This window comes from Fischerella sp. PCC 9605 (assembly GCF_000517105.1).
Lineage (GTDB): Bacteria > Cyanobacteriota > Cyanobacteriia > Cyanobacteriales > Nostocaceae > PCC9605.
In genome coordinates this window covers 375,594-390,279 of the sequence record NZ_ALVT01000034.1, presented here as the reverse complement: position 1 = coordinate 390,279, position 14,686 = coordinate 375,594, and the positions used below count along the sequence as shown (strand labels likewise).

10 protein-coding genes are annotated in these 14,686 nt (G+C 46.5%); all 10 read left to right on the top strand.

Annotation, left to right across the window (positions count from 1 at the left end; all coding sequences use genetic code 11):
• Positions 1-5: 5 nt before the first annotated feature.
• The 10 genes from FIS9605_RS36035 to FIS9605_RS0102235 all read left to right on the top strand — a co-directional run bounded on the left by FIS9605_RS36035 (position 6) and on the right by FIS9605_RS0102235 (position 14,686).
• Positions 6-278, top strand: a complete 273-nt coding sequence (locus FIS9605_RS36035) for a hypothetical protein (RefSeq protein ID WP_035139292.1) — start codon at positions 6-8, stop codon at positions 276-278.
• On the top strand, positions 278-1,402 hold the full coding sequence (locus FIS9605_RS0102275; RefSeq protein ID WP_026731137.1) for a hypothetical protein: 1,125 nt from the start codon (positions 278-280) through the stop codon (positions 1,400-1,402). The genes FIS9605_RS36035 and FIS9605_RS0102275 overlap by 1 nt, the downstream gene beginning before the upstream one ends.
• Positions 1,402-1,938, top strand: coding sequence for a phage baseplate assembly protein V (locus FIS9605_RS36030; protein WP_026731136.1), 537 nt, complete (start codon positions 1,402-1,404; stop codon positions 1,936-1,938). Before FIS9605_RS0102275 ends, FIS9605_RS36030 begins: the two co-directional genes overlap by 1 nt.
• Positions 1,938-2,270 (top strand): hypothetical protein, encoded by a 333-nt coding sequence (locus FIS9605_RS0102265; RefSeq protein ID WP_026731135.1) that lies wholly within the window; start codon positions 1,938-1,940, stop codon positions 2,268-2,270. The genes FIS9605_RS36030 and FIS9605_RS0102265 overlap by 1 nt, the downstream gene beginning before the upstream one ends.
• Positions 2,271-2,358: 88 nt before the next feature.
• Positions 2,359-2,739 carry a GPW/gp25 family protein gene (locus FIS9605_RS0102260; protein WP_026731134.1) on the top strand — a complete coding sequence of 127 codons (381 nt, stop codon included), beginning with the start codon at positions 2,359-2,361 and terminating at the stop codon, positions 2,737-2,739.
• 2 nt (positions 2,740-2,741) lie between these two features.
• Positions 2,742-5,561, top strand: a complete 2,820-nt coding sequence (locus FIS9605_RS39675) for a baseplate J/gp47 family protein (RefSeq protein ID WP_051469904.1) — start codon at positions 2,742-2,744, stop codon at positions 5,559-5,561.
• The gene (locus tag FIS9605_RS0102250; protein WP_026731133.1) at positions 5,558-8,224 is read left to right on the top strand and encodes a hypothetical protein; all 2,667 of its coding nucleotides are present in this window, start codon (positions 5,558-5,560) and stop codon (positions 8,222-8,224) included. Before FIS9605_RS39675 ends, FIS9605_RS0102250 begins: the two co-directional genes overlap by 4 nt.
• 1 nt (position 8,225) lies before the next feature.
• Positions 8,226-10,574: a hypothetical protein gene (locus tag FIS9605_RS0102245; RefSeq protein WP_026731132.1), complete on the top strand. Its 2,349-nt coding sequence runs from the start codon at positions 8,226-8,228 to the stop codon at positions 10,572-10,574.
• Positions 10,575-10,590: 16 nt separating this feature from the next.
• The gene (locus FIS9605_RS0102240; RefSeq protein WP_026731131.1) at positions 10,591-13,962 is read left to right on the top strand and encodes a DUF6519 domain-containing protein; all 3,372 of its coding nucleotides are present in this window, start codon (positions 10,591-10,593) and stop codon (positions 13,960-13,962) included.
• Positions 13,919-14,686: a hypothetical protein gene (locus tag FIS9605_RS0102235; RefSeq protein WP_155960336.1), complete on the top strand. Its 768-nt coding sequence runs from the start codon at positions 13,919-13,921 to the stop codon at positions 14,684-14,686. The genes FIS9605_RS0102240 and FIS9605_RS0102235 overlap by 44 nt, the downstream gene beginning before the upstream one ends.

Sequence of the window (14,686 nt, the reverse complement as noted above, 5' to 3'; positions counted from 1 at the left end):
GATAAATGTTTTTAGAAACCTCAAGATATTTTCGTCAAAAAGTCGTAGATATTGTTATCAAAGACGGTCGGACAGTCAAAGCGCTGACTTTGAGAAGACTTGCCGATGTGAATGGTGAACCTATCGTAATTAAGGGCAATGACCGTCTGGATATCATCGCTCAACGTCAGTATCAAAACCCAACAATGTTTTGGCATATAGCCGATGCTAATTCTGAGTTGGATGCAAATGAATTAGTTAAACAACCACTGCGAGTAATTAAGGTTCCGGTGAAATAATGCCTGATATTGCCTACCGAATGTTTTTCGACAACAAGCCTGCTACCCGTGAGCAATTGGATCGGGTGGAAGATATCACTGTGGAACAGGAAGTTGATATGGCATGGGAAGCCAGTATTCAAATTCCCATTTGCACTGATGAAAAGGGCAATTGGACTGGAGAAGACGAGGTTTTCATGGCTGACTTTGCTCGTGTTCGAGTGGAAATTAAAGTTGGAGATGCAGAATTTGTCCCATTAATTGACGGGCCGATCGTCGGATTCCAGCGTCAGATGAGTTCAGAACCGGGGCGGAGTGCGATCGCCCTTACGGTTCAGGATGACAGCATTTACCTGAATCAGGAAGACGAAATTTTCCGCTTCGAGAATTTTTTAGACCACAAGATTGCTAGTCAAATCTTTGATCAAGTCCAGCAGATAGCCTCAACTGAGATTGAAACAACTCGCCCATCCAATAGCGGTCAAACGCCAGTTGTAGTACAACGGGGTACAAAAATGCAACTGTTGCGAGCGATCGCCAGACGCCAGGGAATGCACGCCTATGTTCTGCCAGGAAAACAACCTGGTGAGAGTATCGGGTGTTTCAAGAAGTTTCCCACAGAACCCGACCAACTACCCCCATTGATTTTACTAGGAGCAGAACGCAATGTAGAAACATTTAATGAGCACAAAAATGCCCAGCAACCTTCGCGGGTACAGGCATTTGCCCTCAGTATCACGGATAAGACTATAACTAAAAGCACATCTGATTTAGGAAAGCTTGACTTGCTGGGAGACGAACAAGCATTTCAACAACCAGCGAACATAGCAACCCAGATCCTGCATTCCTGTGAGGAGGATACTGTAGATCTAGATCGATTGGTACAAGCCGAGGCGGAGCGTTTGAGTTACGCTTTCGATGGTACAGGTAATATCCTCACCGATTGTTACACAGGCGTACTCATACCCTATCGCGTAGTTACGGTGCAGGGTGCAAATAAACGCTCAAGCGGCAATTATCTGATTAGCAAAGTTACCCATACATTAACAGCTTCTAACTATTCTCAAGCTTTCACCCTCAAGCGGAATGCCCGTTCTCAGGGTGTTGGCAGCAGTATAGCAAATTTAGCGAGGTCGATATTCTGATGGTTAACGCAGACATAGAAAAACTCATCGTCGAACTAGCGGAATACAAACGTTGTTGTTATTTCGGCAAATATCGCGGCATTGTTGAGGAGGTGGGTGAAGGTGAACATCTCGGTCAAATTATTGCCAAGGTTCCCGCTGTTTATGGAGAGGAGAATTCACCGTGGGCATTACCTTCCGTCCCTTTTGCTGGGAAGAATCACGGCTTTGTCATGCTTCCTGAAAAACGTGATGGAGTTTGGATCGAATTTGAAGCTGGGAATCCTTCTTGTCCCATCTGGAGTGGTTGCTGGTGGGCAAAAGGAGAAATTCCTCAGCCTGGTGATAAAGATACTAGGGTTCTGGCGACATCAGGGAAACACAAAATAATTCTCGATGATGGTGATAAAAAGCTGCAATTTCTTCATTCTGGAGGTGCAGAAATCACTATGACAGATAATGACATTACCCTCAAAATCGGCTCTACCCAAATTGTGCTATCAAAAAGCGGTGTGAATATCAATAATGGTGCATTTGAAGTCAAGAAGGTGGGCTAATGCCAGGAAATAACCTCACTATAAAAAGCAAAATTATATGTCCTCACGGCGGGCAAGCGATACTCTTTACAAAGAATACAAAAGTCTTTGCTGATGGTACCCCTGTGTTGTTGGAAACAGACATTCATCCTGTTGCTGGCTGTCCATTTACCGTGGGAACGAAATACTCTCCTTGTGTGCGAATTGAATGGTCGGCTGGAGGAGAAAAAGTAACAGTAAATGGCACTGCTGTACTGGTCAAAACCAGCATTGGTAAATGCATTAATGCCGAGGGAGCTACTCAGGGGATAGCCACTATCGTTAACACTCAAATTAAGGTATCTTCCCGATAAAAAATAGAGGACAAAACTCTCATTTTATCACTACTAAATCCTAATATACAGATGCACATTGCGGGTCTATGCAACTACTAACTTAATAATGAAACTTACAAATAATAAACATTTATCTTTTCCATTTCGCATTGGTAATGACGGACGGGCGGCTCAAGTTTCTTCTCTAGAAGAACACGTTCAAGATGAGTTAATTCAGTTGATTTTAACCAATCTCGGTGAACGAGCTTTTTTGCCGGAATTTGGTGGTGGTGTGAGGCGTTTAGTATTTGAAAATGCCAGTGAAAATACTGGAGTAATGGCAAAAGCAATGCTGACTCAAGCAATTTCTCGCTGGCTAGGTTCCCGGATCGCTTTAGAAGATCTGACAGTGAATATAGAAAACGAAAAAATTGAGGTAGAGCTTAAATACCGAATTGCTGGAACTGAAGATACAAGGATTATGAGATTTCAAAGGGATGGGGGATAGCAATGGCGATTAAAAATCAAGAAGCACTGAAAGAAAGAGCCAGAGCATTATATACAGTGCCAACAGAAATTCCTCAAGCAAAAGTCGATTCTATTACCGGAGCTTGTAACCTTTTTTTGAAAAGTTTTTATCAACTAGAGGGCAATAAATACGTTCTCAATCAGCCGATTTATAACATTTCCCAAGCTCTACAATTTGAGATTATTAAATGTCTCGCATTTCCTAATGGCATCAGGTTAGTATTGGTGAGCTTACAAGCGGATTTGGCTCTACTGGAAGTGTATTTCTATAACAAAAACTATTTTGATGATTTCGTCAACAATCCTGCATCTATCAGCCGTAAATTCCCCATTTTTGGCGGTCATCGCCTATTAGCGGGTGAAGCAACAGGACAAGTTCAAGTTATTTCGATCGCTGTAGATCCAGAACCAGCCCAAGCTATTTTAAAACTTACTGTTAAACCAATTGGCGATTATTCAACTTATACCCTCAGCATCAATACTCAAATCTTTCCCAAAATAGATCCAATTTTTAGCGAAATCAATTTTAAATTCCGTCCTGGATGCTTCAATACTGATTGTGCTCCGGAGTGGGAAAAAGCATCTGCACCCCAAGAAAACCCAGCAATTGATTACCTCGCCAAAGATTACGATTCTTTTCGGCACACGATGATTGTTGCCATGAGCAAACGGGTTCCCGGTTGGCAACCAACCAGTGAAGCCGACTTAGATCAGGTGCTTTTGGAGTTATTCAGTGCAGCGGCAGATGAATTAAGTGATTATCAAGATAGAGTCATGAATGAGGCTTATCTTGGTACGGCACGCCAGCGAGTTTCACTGGCTCGTCATGCGCGTTTGATGGATTACCACATTCATCAAGGTAATCAGGCAAGTACTTGGTTAGCTGTAAAAGTTGCCGATGGCGCGATATTCGTGATGCCCAAAGGCTTTTTGGTGGGGACGGAAGATGATATTAATAATCCGTCTGCGGTTGTCTTTATGACTCGCCAGGAAACGCGATCGCTGTTTAGCGTTGCGTCAGCATTTCATACTGATTTAGACAGCAATAATATCTCGAATAATTTACGAGTCAAATTTGCAAATCAAGGCTTCACACTTTCTGTTAATGTTAATGTTTCTGTGATAGATCAAGGCAAGCAATGGCTAATAACTGACAACGATAACCAACATGTTTTCTTTGTTAAAAAAGTTAAGGTTAAAAAAGTTAAGGAAAACCGGGAAGAGAAACTCAATATTTACGCCCCAGATATGCACCATTTGCTCAACGAAATGCGGCTGTATACCTGGAGTGATTCGATTCCGTCCCTAGCTGTTGGAAGCACCACCGCTGATTTAAAGCTGACTACAGGTGGAGAAGCAGCAGCAAAATTTGTCCAAAATTTAATTCGCAGTCGCAAGATTAGCTATCTATTGATTCAAGAGTGGCGAAATCCAGCGACTGGAGAAGAACCTGGCAGAAATCCCGCCAAACGACAACTGCTGAAATTGCTTTCTGGTAAGGATGGAGCCGAAGCACTGCAAGATCCAGTGACGGAAGAATGGTTAGTCCGCGTTTGGTGGGAGGAGCAAGACAAGCTGAAATCCAATTACTGCTTCACTATTGATTGTCCCACGGGCAAAGTTGAAAATATCTCCCTGTTTCATGGGAATCTGGTGGAAGTCTATCACGGTCGTCCGCGTACCGCTATTTTTTTAGATCCACAGACTCCGCTGACAGCTGCCAATCAATTCCATTATCAACGGACTGAGCGCTGGGGGACAATTTGCAAATTGCCTAATAACGAACCGCTGGTCTATGAAAATACTCCCCCTGGGGGCGAAATACCTCCCAAATCAACACTGGTGGTAACGGTGATAACAGCTGGTGGTAGTGACCCTTGGGACGAAGTTATCAGTTTAATTCACAGTGATGACAGCGACGAACAAGGCGATCGCTTTATTGTCGAAACCGATGAAGAAGGACGCAGCTTAATTCGTTTTGGTAATGAAGTCAATGGCAAGCGGCTTCCGGAAAAAGCTAGGGTTGAGTGTGAGTATCAAGTTGGGTTAGGACTTGAGGGCAATGTTGGGGCAGATACCCTCACCCACTTCGATCCAGCTAAGGCGTCAGTGAAATTAGTTTGGAACCCGTTCGATGTCACCAATGGCAGACCACCCGAACCTGTAGCCGAGATTATTCGCCGTGTCCCAGAAGCCTATCGCTTCCAGCAATTGCGGGCAGTGACGCTGTCAGATTACGTTAACCGCGCCCAACAACTTCCAGAGGTTTCCAGGGCTGCGGCAAGATACGCCTGGACTGGGAGTTGGCGTACTGTGCAGGTTGCCATCGATCCTGTAGGCATGACTACGTTAACAGAGGAATTGCGGCAAAAGATTGCCAGACATTTAGATGCTGTCAGATTAATCGGTGAAGACTTAGAAATTCGTCCCCCTCGATTTGTACCGTTGGAAATCTATGTTTCTGTGTGCATTCATCCCGATTACTGGGTTGAGGATATCAAATTCGTCTTAGAACAGGAGTTTTCCGACGGCTTTACACCAGATGGCAGAATGGGTTTCTTTCATCCTGACCGCTGGACGTTCGGGCAAGAACTCCACGCCAGCCAAATTGAAGGACGGGTGCAGTCTACTGAAGGAGTGGAACACGTTATTTCAGTCACGATGCGGCGCTGGAATGAACCGACACCAGGGACGGATAAGATTGCCAACTTACGCCCCAATGAAATTATCCGGGTGCAAAACGACCCCGACCATATGGAAGAAGGATTCATCAAATTTGATGTCAAAGGAGGTCGGCAATGAAACCTGACTGTCGCAATGATTGCATAGAGCCGCTACTATTTCCCAAGAGAATTTACAATCGGCCTGGATTGTCTCACATCGACTACCGCATTGGTACTTATGCCGACTTTCGAGAAGCATTGTTGCGGAACTTAAATAAAGTTGCTATTTTGGCAGCTTGGACGCATAGGGAACCTGACGATCCAGCGATCGCCTTACTAGAAGGTGCAGCAATTCTCAGTGATATCCTCACTTTCTACCAAGAAATTTACGCCAATGAAGCTTTTTTGAGAACAGCCCAATGGCGAGAAAGTATTGCAGATTTGGTGCGGCTTGTTGGCTACCATCTCTCGCCAGGTGTGGGAGGCAAAGCGACTTTCGCCTTTGGAGTTAGGGGAAACAAACCAGTGGTAGTGCCGGCGGGTTTCCCGGTGAAGGCGCAAGTGACGGGATTGGACAAACCAGCGGAATTTGAAACGGTGCAAGAGTTTGTCGCTGAACCAGCACTCTCGCAATTTTATTTATATCGCCCCTCCTATCATCCAGATATTACCAATGGCACGAAAAAATTTGCGATCGCCACCTCAGATTTGAGCGATATGAACCTCAAGCTGAACGAGGGTGACAGGTTGATGTTGGTAGCGTCCTCGACAAATCCCCAAACTGCAAGACAGATTGTGGTAGTTGAGAACACCCGCGAACTCTTAGGCGAAACCGAAATTACCATTGAGGGCAGTTGGCAGGGAGGAGACATTGACGATGAGATTACAGCTTACAAACTCGGCAGGTCATTTCGGCATTTCGGCTACAATGCACCACCGAAAGAAACGGTGCTTGAGGGTAGTGTAGCTGTGCAAAAAGATGTGGATTTCAGGAGCAGAGTCGGAGAATATCCTGAAATTATGTATCAATCTTCACCACAGGTTGCGTTTGTCCACCCTATATATTACTTACCCAACACAATAAACTCTACTATCTTATCTAGTGCTGTTTATACGCCAGAATTGCCCAATTTGCAGTCTTTTCCCCTAGACAGTGAAGTTGCAGATATTTCCATCGGCTCAACTATGCTGGTCAGCCTGCAATTCATTGATGACAATTCACCAGCGAAACCAACCTATTTCTTTGAAAGAAAAATCACTAAGGTGAGTTCAGCAAGCGGCAAACTCGGTGCTATCACTGGAGGTACGACAGTAGTTGAACTGGATAAAGAGGTTGCCCTCGCGTTGTTGATTTATACCGATATTCGCAGCGTGGAATTTCAGGAGGTGATTGGCGAGAAATTTATCCTCAAATCTGTCCGCAAAGCCGTTGACACCGCAGACAAATCTCAACTTTACTATGATGGTGATGCTGATTCCTATAAGAAATTGGATCGGCGATCGCTCTTACTTACCCGTGATGGTCAAAGTGAGCAGGTCGTCATCACCATTCACCCCAGCAACACCGACGATAAAAACCGCGTCACCTTACGAAAACTCACCCTTAATCCATCTCTGTCTGTCTTTGAACTCAAAGATTTTCCTCTAGAAAATCCCAACGTCACCGTCTATGGCAACTTAATCGAGGCGACTCAAGGCAACACTGAAAAAGAAGCTATCCTGGGAAACGGTGATAGTCGCCAAGCTTTCCAAACCTTCAAACTGCCAAAGTCACCATTAACTTATCTCAATTCGGTGGGTGAAACTCCACCAGAAGTTCCCGAATTACAAATTTACGTCAATGACCGACTGTGGAGGCGGGTTCCTTCCTTCTTTAATCGCGGTTCTCAAGAAGAAATCTACATTGTCCAGGAAGATGCCAATGGCGAAAGCTGGGTGCAATTTGGCGACGGCAAAACCAGCTCGCGCCTACCTTCAGGTATAAAAAATGTCATTGCCAAATATCGCACGGGGATAGGGGCGCATGGGGCATTGCAGGAAGAAACCACCGTGCAAGCAGGAGGCAAACTAGAGCGATTGGAGAAAATTTGGCTACCAGGCGTTGTTTCCGGCGGCTCCCAGCCAGAAACCGGGGAAAATGCCAAACAAGCGGCTCCCGGCAAGATTCAAAGCCTCGGTCGGCTTGTGAGTCTGCAAGATTTTGAAAGTGAGACTCTCGCCATCGGTGGCGTTGTTAAAGTGTCCGCCGCTTGGCAACTGGTTGATAATATTCCCAGCGTTGTGCTTACCATTCTCATGGCAACAGGCAGAGAAAAAGAAGCCGATGAGGTGGAACGCATCCTCAATCACTACAACCGTTGTCGTGGGGCGCAGCGTTTCCCGATCAAAGTAATTCGGGGTAACTTGCAATACATTTATCTGGATGCGATCACTTCGATTGACCCAACTTTCCGTGAGGAACTAGTCAAAAAAGCGATTAAACAAGCGCTGGGTGTTACTGGCGAAGAAGGCGACGGCATTGATGGCTCAGCCGGATTGTTGGGACTGCGGCAACGTCAATTCGGACAGCACGAATACGCCACCCGCATCGAAGCCACTATTCAAAATGTCGAGGGTGTGGTGTGGGCGCAAGTCAATGCCCTGAGTTCTCTGGGTTACGCAGAGAATCCCTTAACTTTGCACTCTCCTAGTGTCCTCAACCCGCCTGGCGTCGTCACCTGTGAGCAAGATAAAGTGCTAAGTCTCCACAAAGCTCATCTCAATCTGCTCACTTCCCTAGCTCCATCCAAGGAGGTATGTTGAGATGAACAACAAGCATGTCCCTCTCTACGATCGCCTGCCAGAGATTTACAAAATTAAAGATGAGGAGCAAGAGCCAAAATATCAACTAAAAAACTATCTTGCTCTTGTCGAAGCGGCGTTTGGTGCAATTCATGAAAATATCGAGTCTCTCTATCACGACTTTTTTATCGAGACTTGTGATGACTGGGTAATTCCTTACATCGGTGATTTGCTCGGAACCAGTCATCTTCAAGGAGATGCCTGGACACTACGCGCCGATGTTGCCGATACGATCGCACTGCGTCGCCGCAAAGGAACCTTAGGCGCGATTGAATTACTCACCTACGACCTCACCCGCTGGGGTGTACATTGCGTTGAGTTAAGAGAAAATTTGCTCTGGCACCAACACCTCAACCATCAGCGACCGGATGCAGGCGGTAAAGCACCTTATGCATCCGTAAGCAGGCACACGGTAATCCGAGGGGGAACCATCACCTTGCGCGATCCGGCAATGTTAAGTTTGCTAAACACAGCTTTTGACCCCTTTGCCCACACCCCTGACCTCAAACCGCCAGCTTTAGGCAATATTCGATACAACTTGCCCAACTTAGCTATTTTCCTCTGGCGGTTGACAGCTTACCGCATAGACGTTTCCCAACCCGTATTGAAAGAAGTGATTGATAAAACTGCTACAGCGGTGGGCGCAGAAGCAAAGTTTGTTGTCAGCTTTTATGTCCATCCTCTGGCACAACCCGTGCGGCTGTTCAACATCAACCGCTTCGATCCCAACCTCAGACCGCCTGTAGTGTCTTTAATTGACGAAACTCCCAGTCCTATTCCTACGCCGCGTTTAACCACCAATTCCGCCGCAGGCGCTCCTAGCAAATACGTGACCGTCGAAACCTATGACCCCAACAGTCCAACTTTAGAAGAGACTTTGAACATTTCCACAACGGGTTTGCAACTGCACCTACCAGAACCGACATTTGGTCATGAAGATTGGATGTTTAGAGGTGCTAACTTGTGCGCTTGGGAAGCGGGTTTGCAACCCCCTCTGAACAATCTTGAAATTGCGATCGATCCTGTGATTGGCAGGATTGCGATCGGCGTTGATAGCAATGCCAAAGCCAATGCTCTAGTTAATCGCCTACTGCTGACTTATACCTATGGTGCGCTGGGCCCCGTCGGCGCTCATCCCATATCGCGCCCTGCGGCTCCCCAAAAATGGCAGGATGAACAAGTGGAAAGGCGGGAAGTTAAGTTCCGTGAAACCGAGAATGTTTTACACGCTGTTCTCAATGAGGCCGTAAATTTATCTGTGCCCGTCATGATTGAAATCATGGACAGTAGGATTTACGACCTGGATATCAGTGCTATTACAGGAGCAGTTGACGAAGATGGCGGTGCGAATCTGCCCTTAAATCGCTCTTTAATTATCCGTGCTGCTAGTAATCAGCGACCAATTATTCGGCTGGTGCATCCACTGCGTTTTCGTCCCAAGAAGGTGATAGGAGCGAACGAGGAAGAACAAAAACAGTTGGATGCGGCAATCTCACGACTGACAGTCCGTCTGGAAGGGTTGTACGTCACGCGGGGCAATGCTTGGAAGGATAAAGAGCCGCTGATTGCCAGAGTCGCTTTGCACAGGCTGGAAATCATCAATTGCACCCTCGATCCGGGAGGTAGCAGAAAACTAGATGGTACAGCAGAAGGCACGCGCACTGAGATTTATCCGTCGATGAATCTGCGCGAACCTTATGGATTTGCTAATCCACAGGAAGAATTTGTTTTCAAGGAAACGCCGGAAATTTCTGTGCAACGGAGCATTACTGGTCCGCTATTGATTGATACTGGCTACGAACTGTTTCTCACTGACTCCATTATTGATGCTGGCAAAGGTGTGCAAGTTACTCTCGGTGATGGTTTTGCCGTTTCCGGCACTGGCGATCCGGCAAACAAATGGGGGCCACCCACCACAATCAGCGGTATCACAGTCTTCGGTCGGATGCGGGTAGAAAGCATCAGTGGTAGAGGCGGAATCTGGGTTCACGCTTTGGAAGTCTTAAATAACCAAAAGGGGTGTATTAAGTTCAGCTATTTTTCTGGCAAGGGCGATCGCCTGCCGCAAAATATTGGGTGTGTTAAGGGAACGGAAGCGAGTCTGCGATTTGTCAGTGAAATTTTTGGTGAGTCTGCTTACGGTCAACTTGCGGATACTACTGATGAGCGCATTCGAGAAAGCGGATCAAATAACGATGCAATGGGTGCTTTTGGTTTTTTATTAGAAGCCCATAAATGGCGCAATCTGCAAATTCGCTACCGCGAATTCATGCCAATCGGGATCAGACCAATTCTCATCCCGGTAACTTAAGGAGGGCAAGGTTGAGATGGATGGCGATTTTTCTAACTGGTATTTTGAGCAAAAAGATAATTTTAATGGAGTTCTGCAACAACAGGGCAAAGTTTTGCTTGACACTGACTGGAATGCTCAAACACGGATAACAAATAACTGGCAAGATACAGCAGGTCAAGACATTATTGGTGGTGGAGTAGCAGCCGTTCCCGCCGATCAACCGGATGCGTTTAAAGTCCTAGAGGCTGGGGTTGATAGTGATAGCAAAGTCCAACTTACCTTAGCATCAGGCAGAATCTGGGCAGATGGTTGGTTGGTGTATTTGGACGAAAAAACAAAAGTTTCCAGGCAAGCTACCTACTTAAAACCGCCTTCTCAACCTCCAGGTGACGGCATTCGGGATGCAGTAATTCTGGAAGTCTGGCGGGAAGCCATCAATGGGTTTCAAATACCCGATCGGCTAATCGAACCGGCATTGGGTGGGCCAGACACAACAGAAAGAGTTTATACGGCAATAGCTCTGAAGTTGCTGAGGTTGGATAATCAAGATACCTGTAGCAATATTAGCGATAAACTCCAAGACAACTTTGACAACAAAGGTAAGTTAACTGTTTCCTTACAACCTCCGATTTCCAAGAATGGTGATTGTCCGGTAGTTGCTGGGGGAGGATACACCGGATTTGAACATAACCTGTATCGCATCGAGATTGCCCAAGTCAACAGCAATACGCCACCGATGTTTAAATGGTCTCAGTTCAACGGCGGACTGGTGGGGCGGGGCGAATTTAAGGATAACAAAGTTAGGATTACTGGCAATTTGTCGGCGATCGCCTCCTCTGGCTGGAGTAGCTTCTATCTGGAAGCGATTGAGTATGATGAAAGTTTAGGGTATTGGAAAGTAACCTATGGTGCCACAGTGACGCTGAATGGCAACGAACTGCAACTACCTAATGCGCCGATTTTCGGTGCAATTCCTGCTGCTGGCAACTATGTATTTTTTCGTCTATGGAACGGTATCAAAAAGATTAGCGATTTTCTTGCTGCACCTAACCCGAATCTTTTAGGTGATGGGATTGAATTGGCATTTGATTCTGCCGACCCAGATAAGTATATGCCGGGGGACTATTGGACTTTTGCAGTCCGGGCGGGGGAAATTGGTAATCCACAAATCTTAATCCACAAGCAACCGCCTGAAGGTATCCACTACCATCGCGTGCCGTTGGCGATTCTGAGTTGGAATGCTAACCGTAAGATTTCCTTTGCCGACGGTCAAATCGAGGATTGTCGGCGGATTTTCCAGCCACTGACGCGGCTAGGCAACTGCTGTACCTACAGCGTCGGTAAGCAAGGTCACGGTGATTTTGATTCTATCCAAAAGGCAGTGAATCACTTGCCTGCTGCTGGCGGTCAAATTTGCGTTTTGCCTGGAGTCTACACCGAGAATATACTGATAAAAGATAAGCAAAATATTACTATCAGAGGCTGTGGCGATCGCAGCCACATCACCTCTGCAACTCCCAACCCTGTAATCCACATCGCAGTTTCTCAAAATATCCACATCGAGTCCTTAGCCATTACCGCCGATGATACGGGTATTGGTATCCTAATTGACAACAACTTAACCGAGCCAGTTCCGATTGCAAATATCAGCGCCCCTAGACAGCGACCCTCACGGGAAATTACCCTTGCCGATTTGCACATCCAAGCTGTCACCCGCAGCGCCATTGAAACCCACGTAGGCGAGTTAATCACTATCCGCGACTGCCGCATTCAAATGAAAGATGTTACCAGTTCCTGGCCTGCAATATTTTTCGTGGGTGAGGATTCGTTAATCGAGGGTAACGTGATTCATGTTATACCTGAGCAGCAAACGACTTCATCTCCATCTTTAGCAGCATTTGTAGCAGGCACACCACTAAAAGCCACAGCCGGACTTGGTGGCTTGCAATTGGGCGGTGGGAGTGAGCGAGTGCGGGTGATCGATAATCTGATCCAGGGGGGTATGGGTCATGGTATCAGCCTTGGTAGCGTTGTCATCCGTGACCAAACTGGCAAGGACATCGGTGTATTTATCGCCTGGGCAATTGATGTTGGCGACCCCTGTAGACCAAAAAGACCAGGTAGCGTTTACATTCCTCCCGATCGAGGCGATCGCACTCCCGAATTTTCCGCAGGTGCACCACTACGAGACATCCACATCGAGGGCAACCGCATTTTCGACATGGGCTTGAGTGGCATTAGCGCCATTCATTTTTTCAATCTCGATGCCCAAGATGAGTTTATCACCGTTGATTATCTCACCATCGTCGGCAACGAGATTCGCCAATGCTTGCACCGCGACTTGGAAGACATCCCCCAAAACATGATTAACAGCATGGGCTATGGCGGTATTGCTCTAGCCGATGGATCATACCTCGTAATTTGGGATAACGTGATTGAAAACAACGGTCTCAATCATTTGGAGCCGATATGCGGCATTTTTATTCTACATGGCGAGGGTATTGAAATCTCCCGCAACCGGATTTTAAATAACGGTGCTAAGAACAATCAACCTGCAAATGCTGCCAAAGATGAACGGCGCGGCGGGATTAATATTGTGTTTGGTGTTGTTCCTACCGTTCCTGTCGACCTATTTCGACAGGGTTTACCTGGTCAGAATGGGATGCCAGCCATCAAAGTGCATGACAATATTGTCAGCGTACCCTTGGGACAGGCACTTTCCCTCACTGCTTTGGGGGCAGTTTCAGTGGTGGGGAATCAATTTACTAGCCGAGGCGTGATTCTCAAAACTCCAGCGCCGTCGTTTATCGCTTCTACTGTGGCAATCCTGAATCTGGGCTTGTCCAACGAGCTTTATGGACAGTTACTAGCCTTCTTGGCTGTCAGAAATGGTCAACTGGGGTATATGACTCATGTACCGACAGTGAGTAATAATACCGTAATGATGCCTCAAAGGGGACTGGATGATCTGCGCCTCGGTCAAATCCTGGCTAACGGCAATGTTTTGTTTAGTAACAATCAGTGTGTCCTGGATTTGCTGGAGACGGGTTTGAGTCTGTCCTTATCGTCAATCTTGATTTTGAGCTTGGATGATATAGGCTTTCACAATAACCAATGTGACTGTAGCCTGCTTGATGATTTTGTGCTGTCCCAGGCAATACTGTTTGGGTTCTCGGTTCGGGTTAGTGATAACCGTTTTAAGGAAGGCATTCTCAATGCGCTATTCTCTGCGGTTACATTGGGGATAATGAATATGACCACAGATAATCAGTCAACCCACTGCTTGCTGATCCGTGGTTGGGGAAATATGGTGGTGAACCAACCTAACACGGTGTTGTTGGAACTCTTCAGCAGAGACATTTGTGAACGCTACACCAGCATATTGGGTAGCTTTGGACGAGGTTAGGGAGGATTTTATGGCAATTAGGGGAGAAAATAATTTTATTCCGCTAGACGAGGTATCGCGAGTACTAGAATCAGGTGTGTCCGGTGCTGACCCTTTGCGTGTTCAAGGTTTGGAACAGTTGCACAGAGTCCGCAACATTAAGGCTACTAGCCTGGTACGGGAACAGGCGCGTCTGAGTGAGAAACTGGGTGCAGATCATCCCCGCGTTTTAGAGCTATCACAGCAAATAGAGGCGAATCGAGTCTTGACGAGCAATTTATCAGTAGAGATTCAGCGCAGCAAGACAGATATTCCCAAAGCAGATGAAAATACCTGGATTCTGCATGGTCATGTTTTGAATAGCAAACTCAGGGGTGTGCCTAATCTAACCGTGGCTGTTTATGACCAGCGGGGTAGGTGGATTGAACAATTGGGCTATGCCTGTACCGATCGGGACGGTCATTTCTTATTTAGTTATACCGCTTCCGAAGCCAGAGCCAATGAGCTAACAAACATTATAGGTGCAGCTAGCACTCAACAAAACTTTGTGTTTGTTCATGTTTTGGACAGGCGCGGATTCCTCCTTCATGCTGACAAACGACCAATCAGCCCTCAGTTGGGGCAAGTCGATTACATCCGCATCATTCTGGGAGAAGCAGCAAGTTCTTGCAAGCCGCCGCGTGATTCACAACGGGAAGCAAGCGAGCAAACATCTACCCCGCCAGAAACAGAAAATCCCAGCTAG

Bases quoted from the DNA above. Each gene is read 5' to 3' on its own strand.
- FIS9605_RS36035 (WP_035139292.1), top strand. From the start codon at position 6: ATGTTTTTAGAAACCTCAAGATATTTTCGTCAAAAAGTCGTAGATATT.
- FIS9605_RS0102265 (WP_026731135.1), top strand. From the start codon at position 1,938: ATGCCAGGAAATAACCTCACTATAAAAAGCAAAATTATATGTCCTCAC.
- FIS9605_RS0102260 (WP_026731134.1), top strand. From the start codon at position 2,359: ATGAAACTTACAAATAATAAACATTTATCTTTTCCATTTCGCATTGGT.
- FIS9605_RS0102275 (WP_026731137.1), top strand. From the start codon at position 278: ATGCCTGATATTGCCTACCGAATGTTTTTCGACAACAAGCCTGCTACC.
- FIS9605_RS0102245 (WP_026731132.1), top strand. From the start codon at position 8,226: ATGAACAACAAGCATGTCCCTCTCTACGATCGCCTGCCAGAGATTTAC.
- FIS9605_RS0102240 (WP_026731131.1), top strand. From the start codon at position 10,591: ATGGATGGCGATTTTTCTAACTGGTATTTTGAGCAAAAAGATAATTTT.
- FIS9605_RS36030 (WP_026731136.1), top strand. From the start codon at position 1,402: ATGGTTAACGCAGACATAGAAAAACTCATCGTCGAACTAGCGGAATAC.
- FIS9605_RS0102250 (WP_026731133.1), top strand. From the start codon at position 5,558: ATGAAACCTGACTGTCGCAATGATTGCATAGAGCCGCTACTATTTCCC.
- FIS9605_RS39675 (WP_051469904.1), top strand. From the start codon at position 2,742: ATGGCGATTAAAAATCAAGAAGCACTGAAAGAAAGAGCCAGAGCATTA.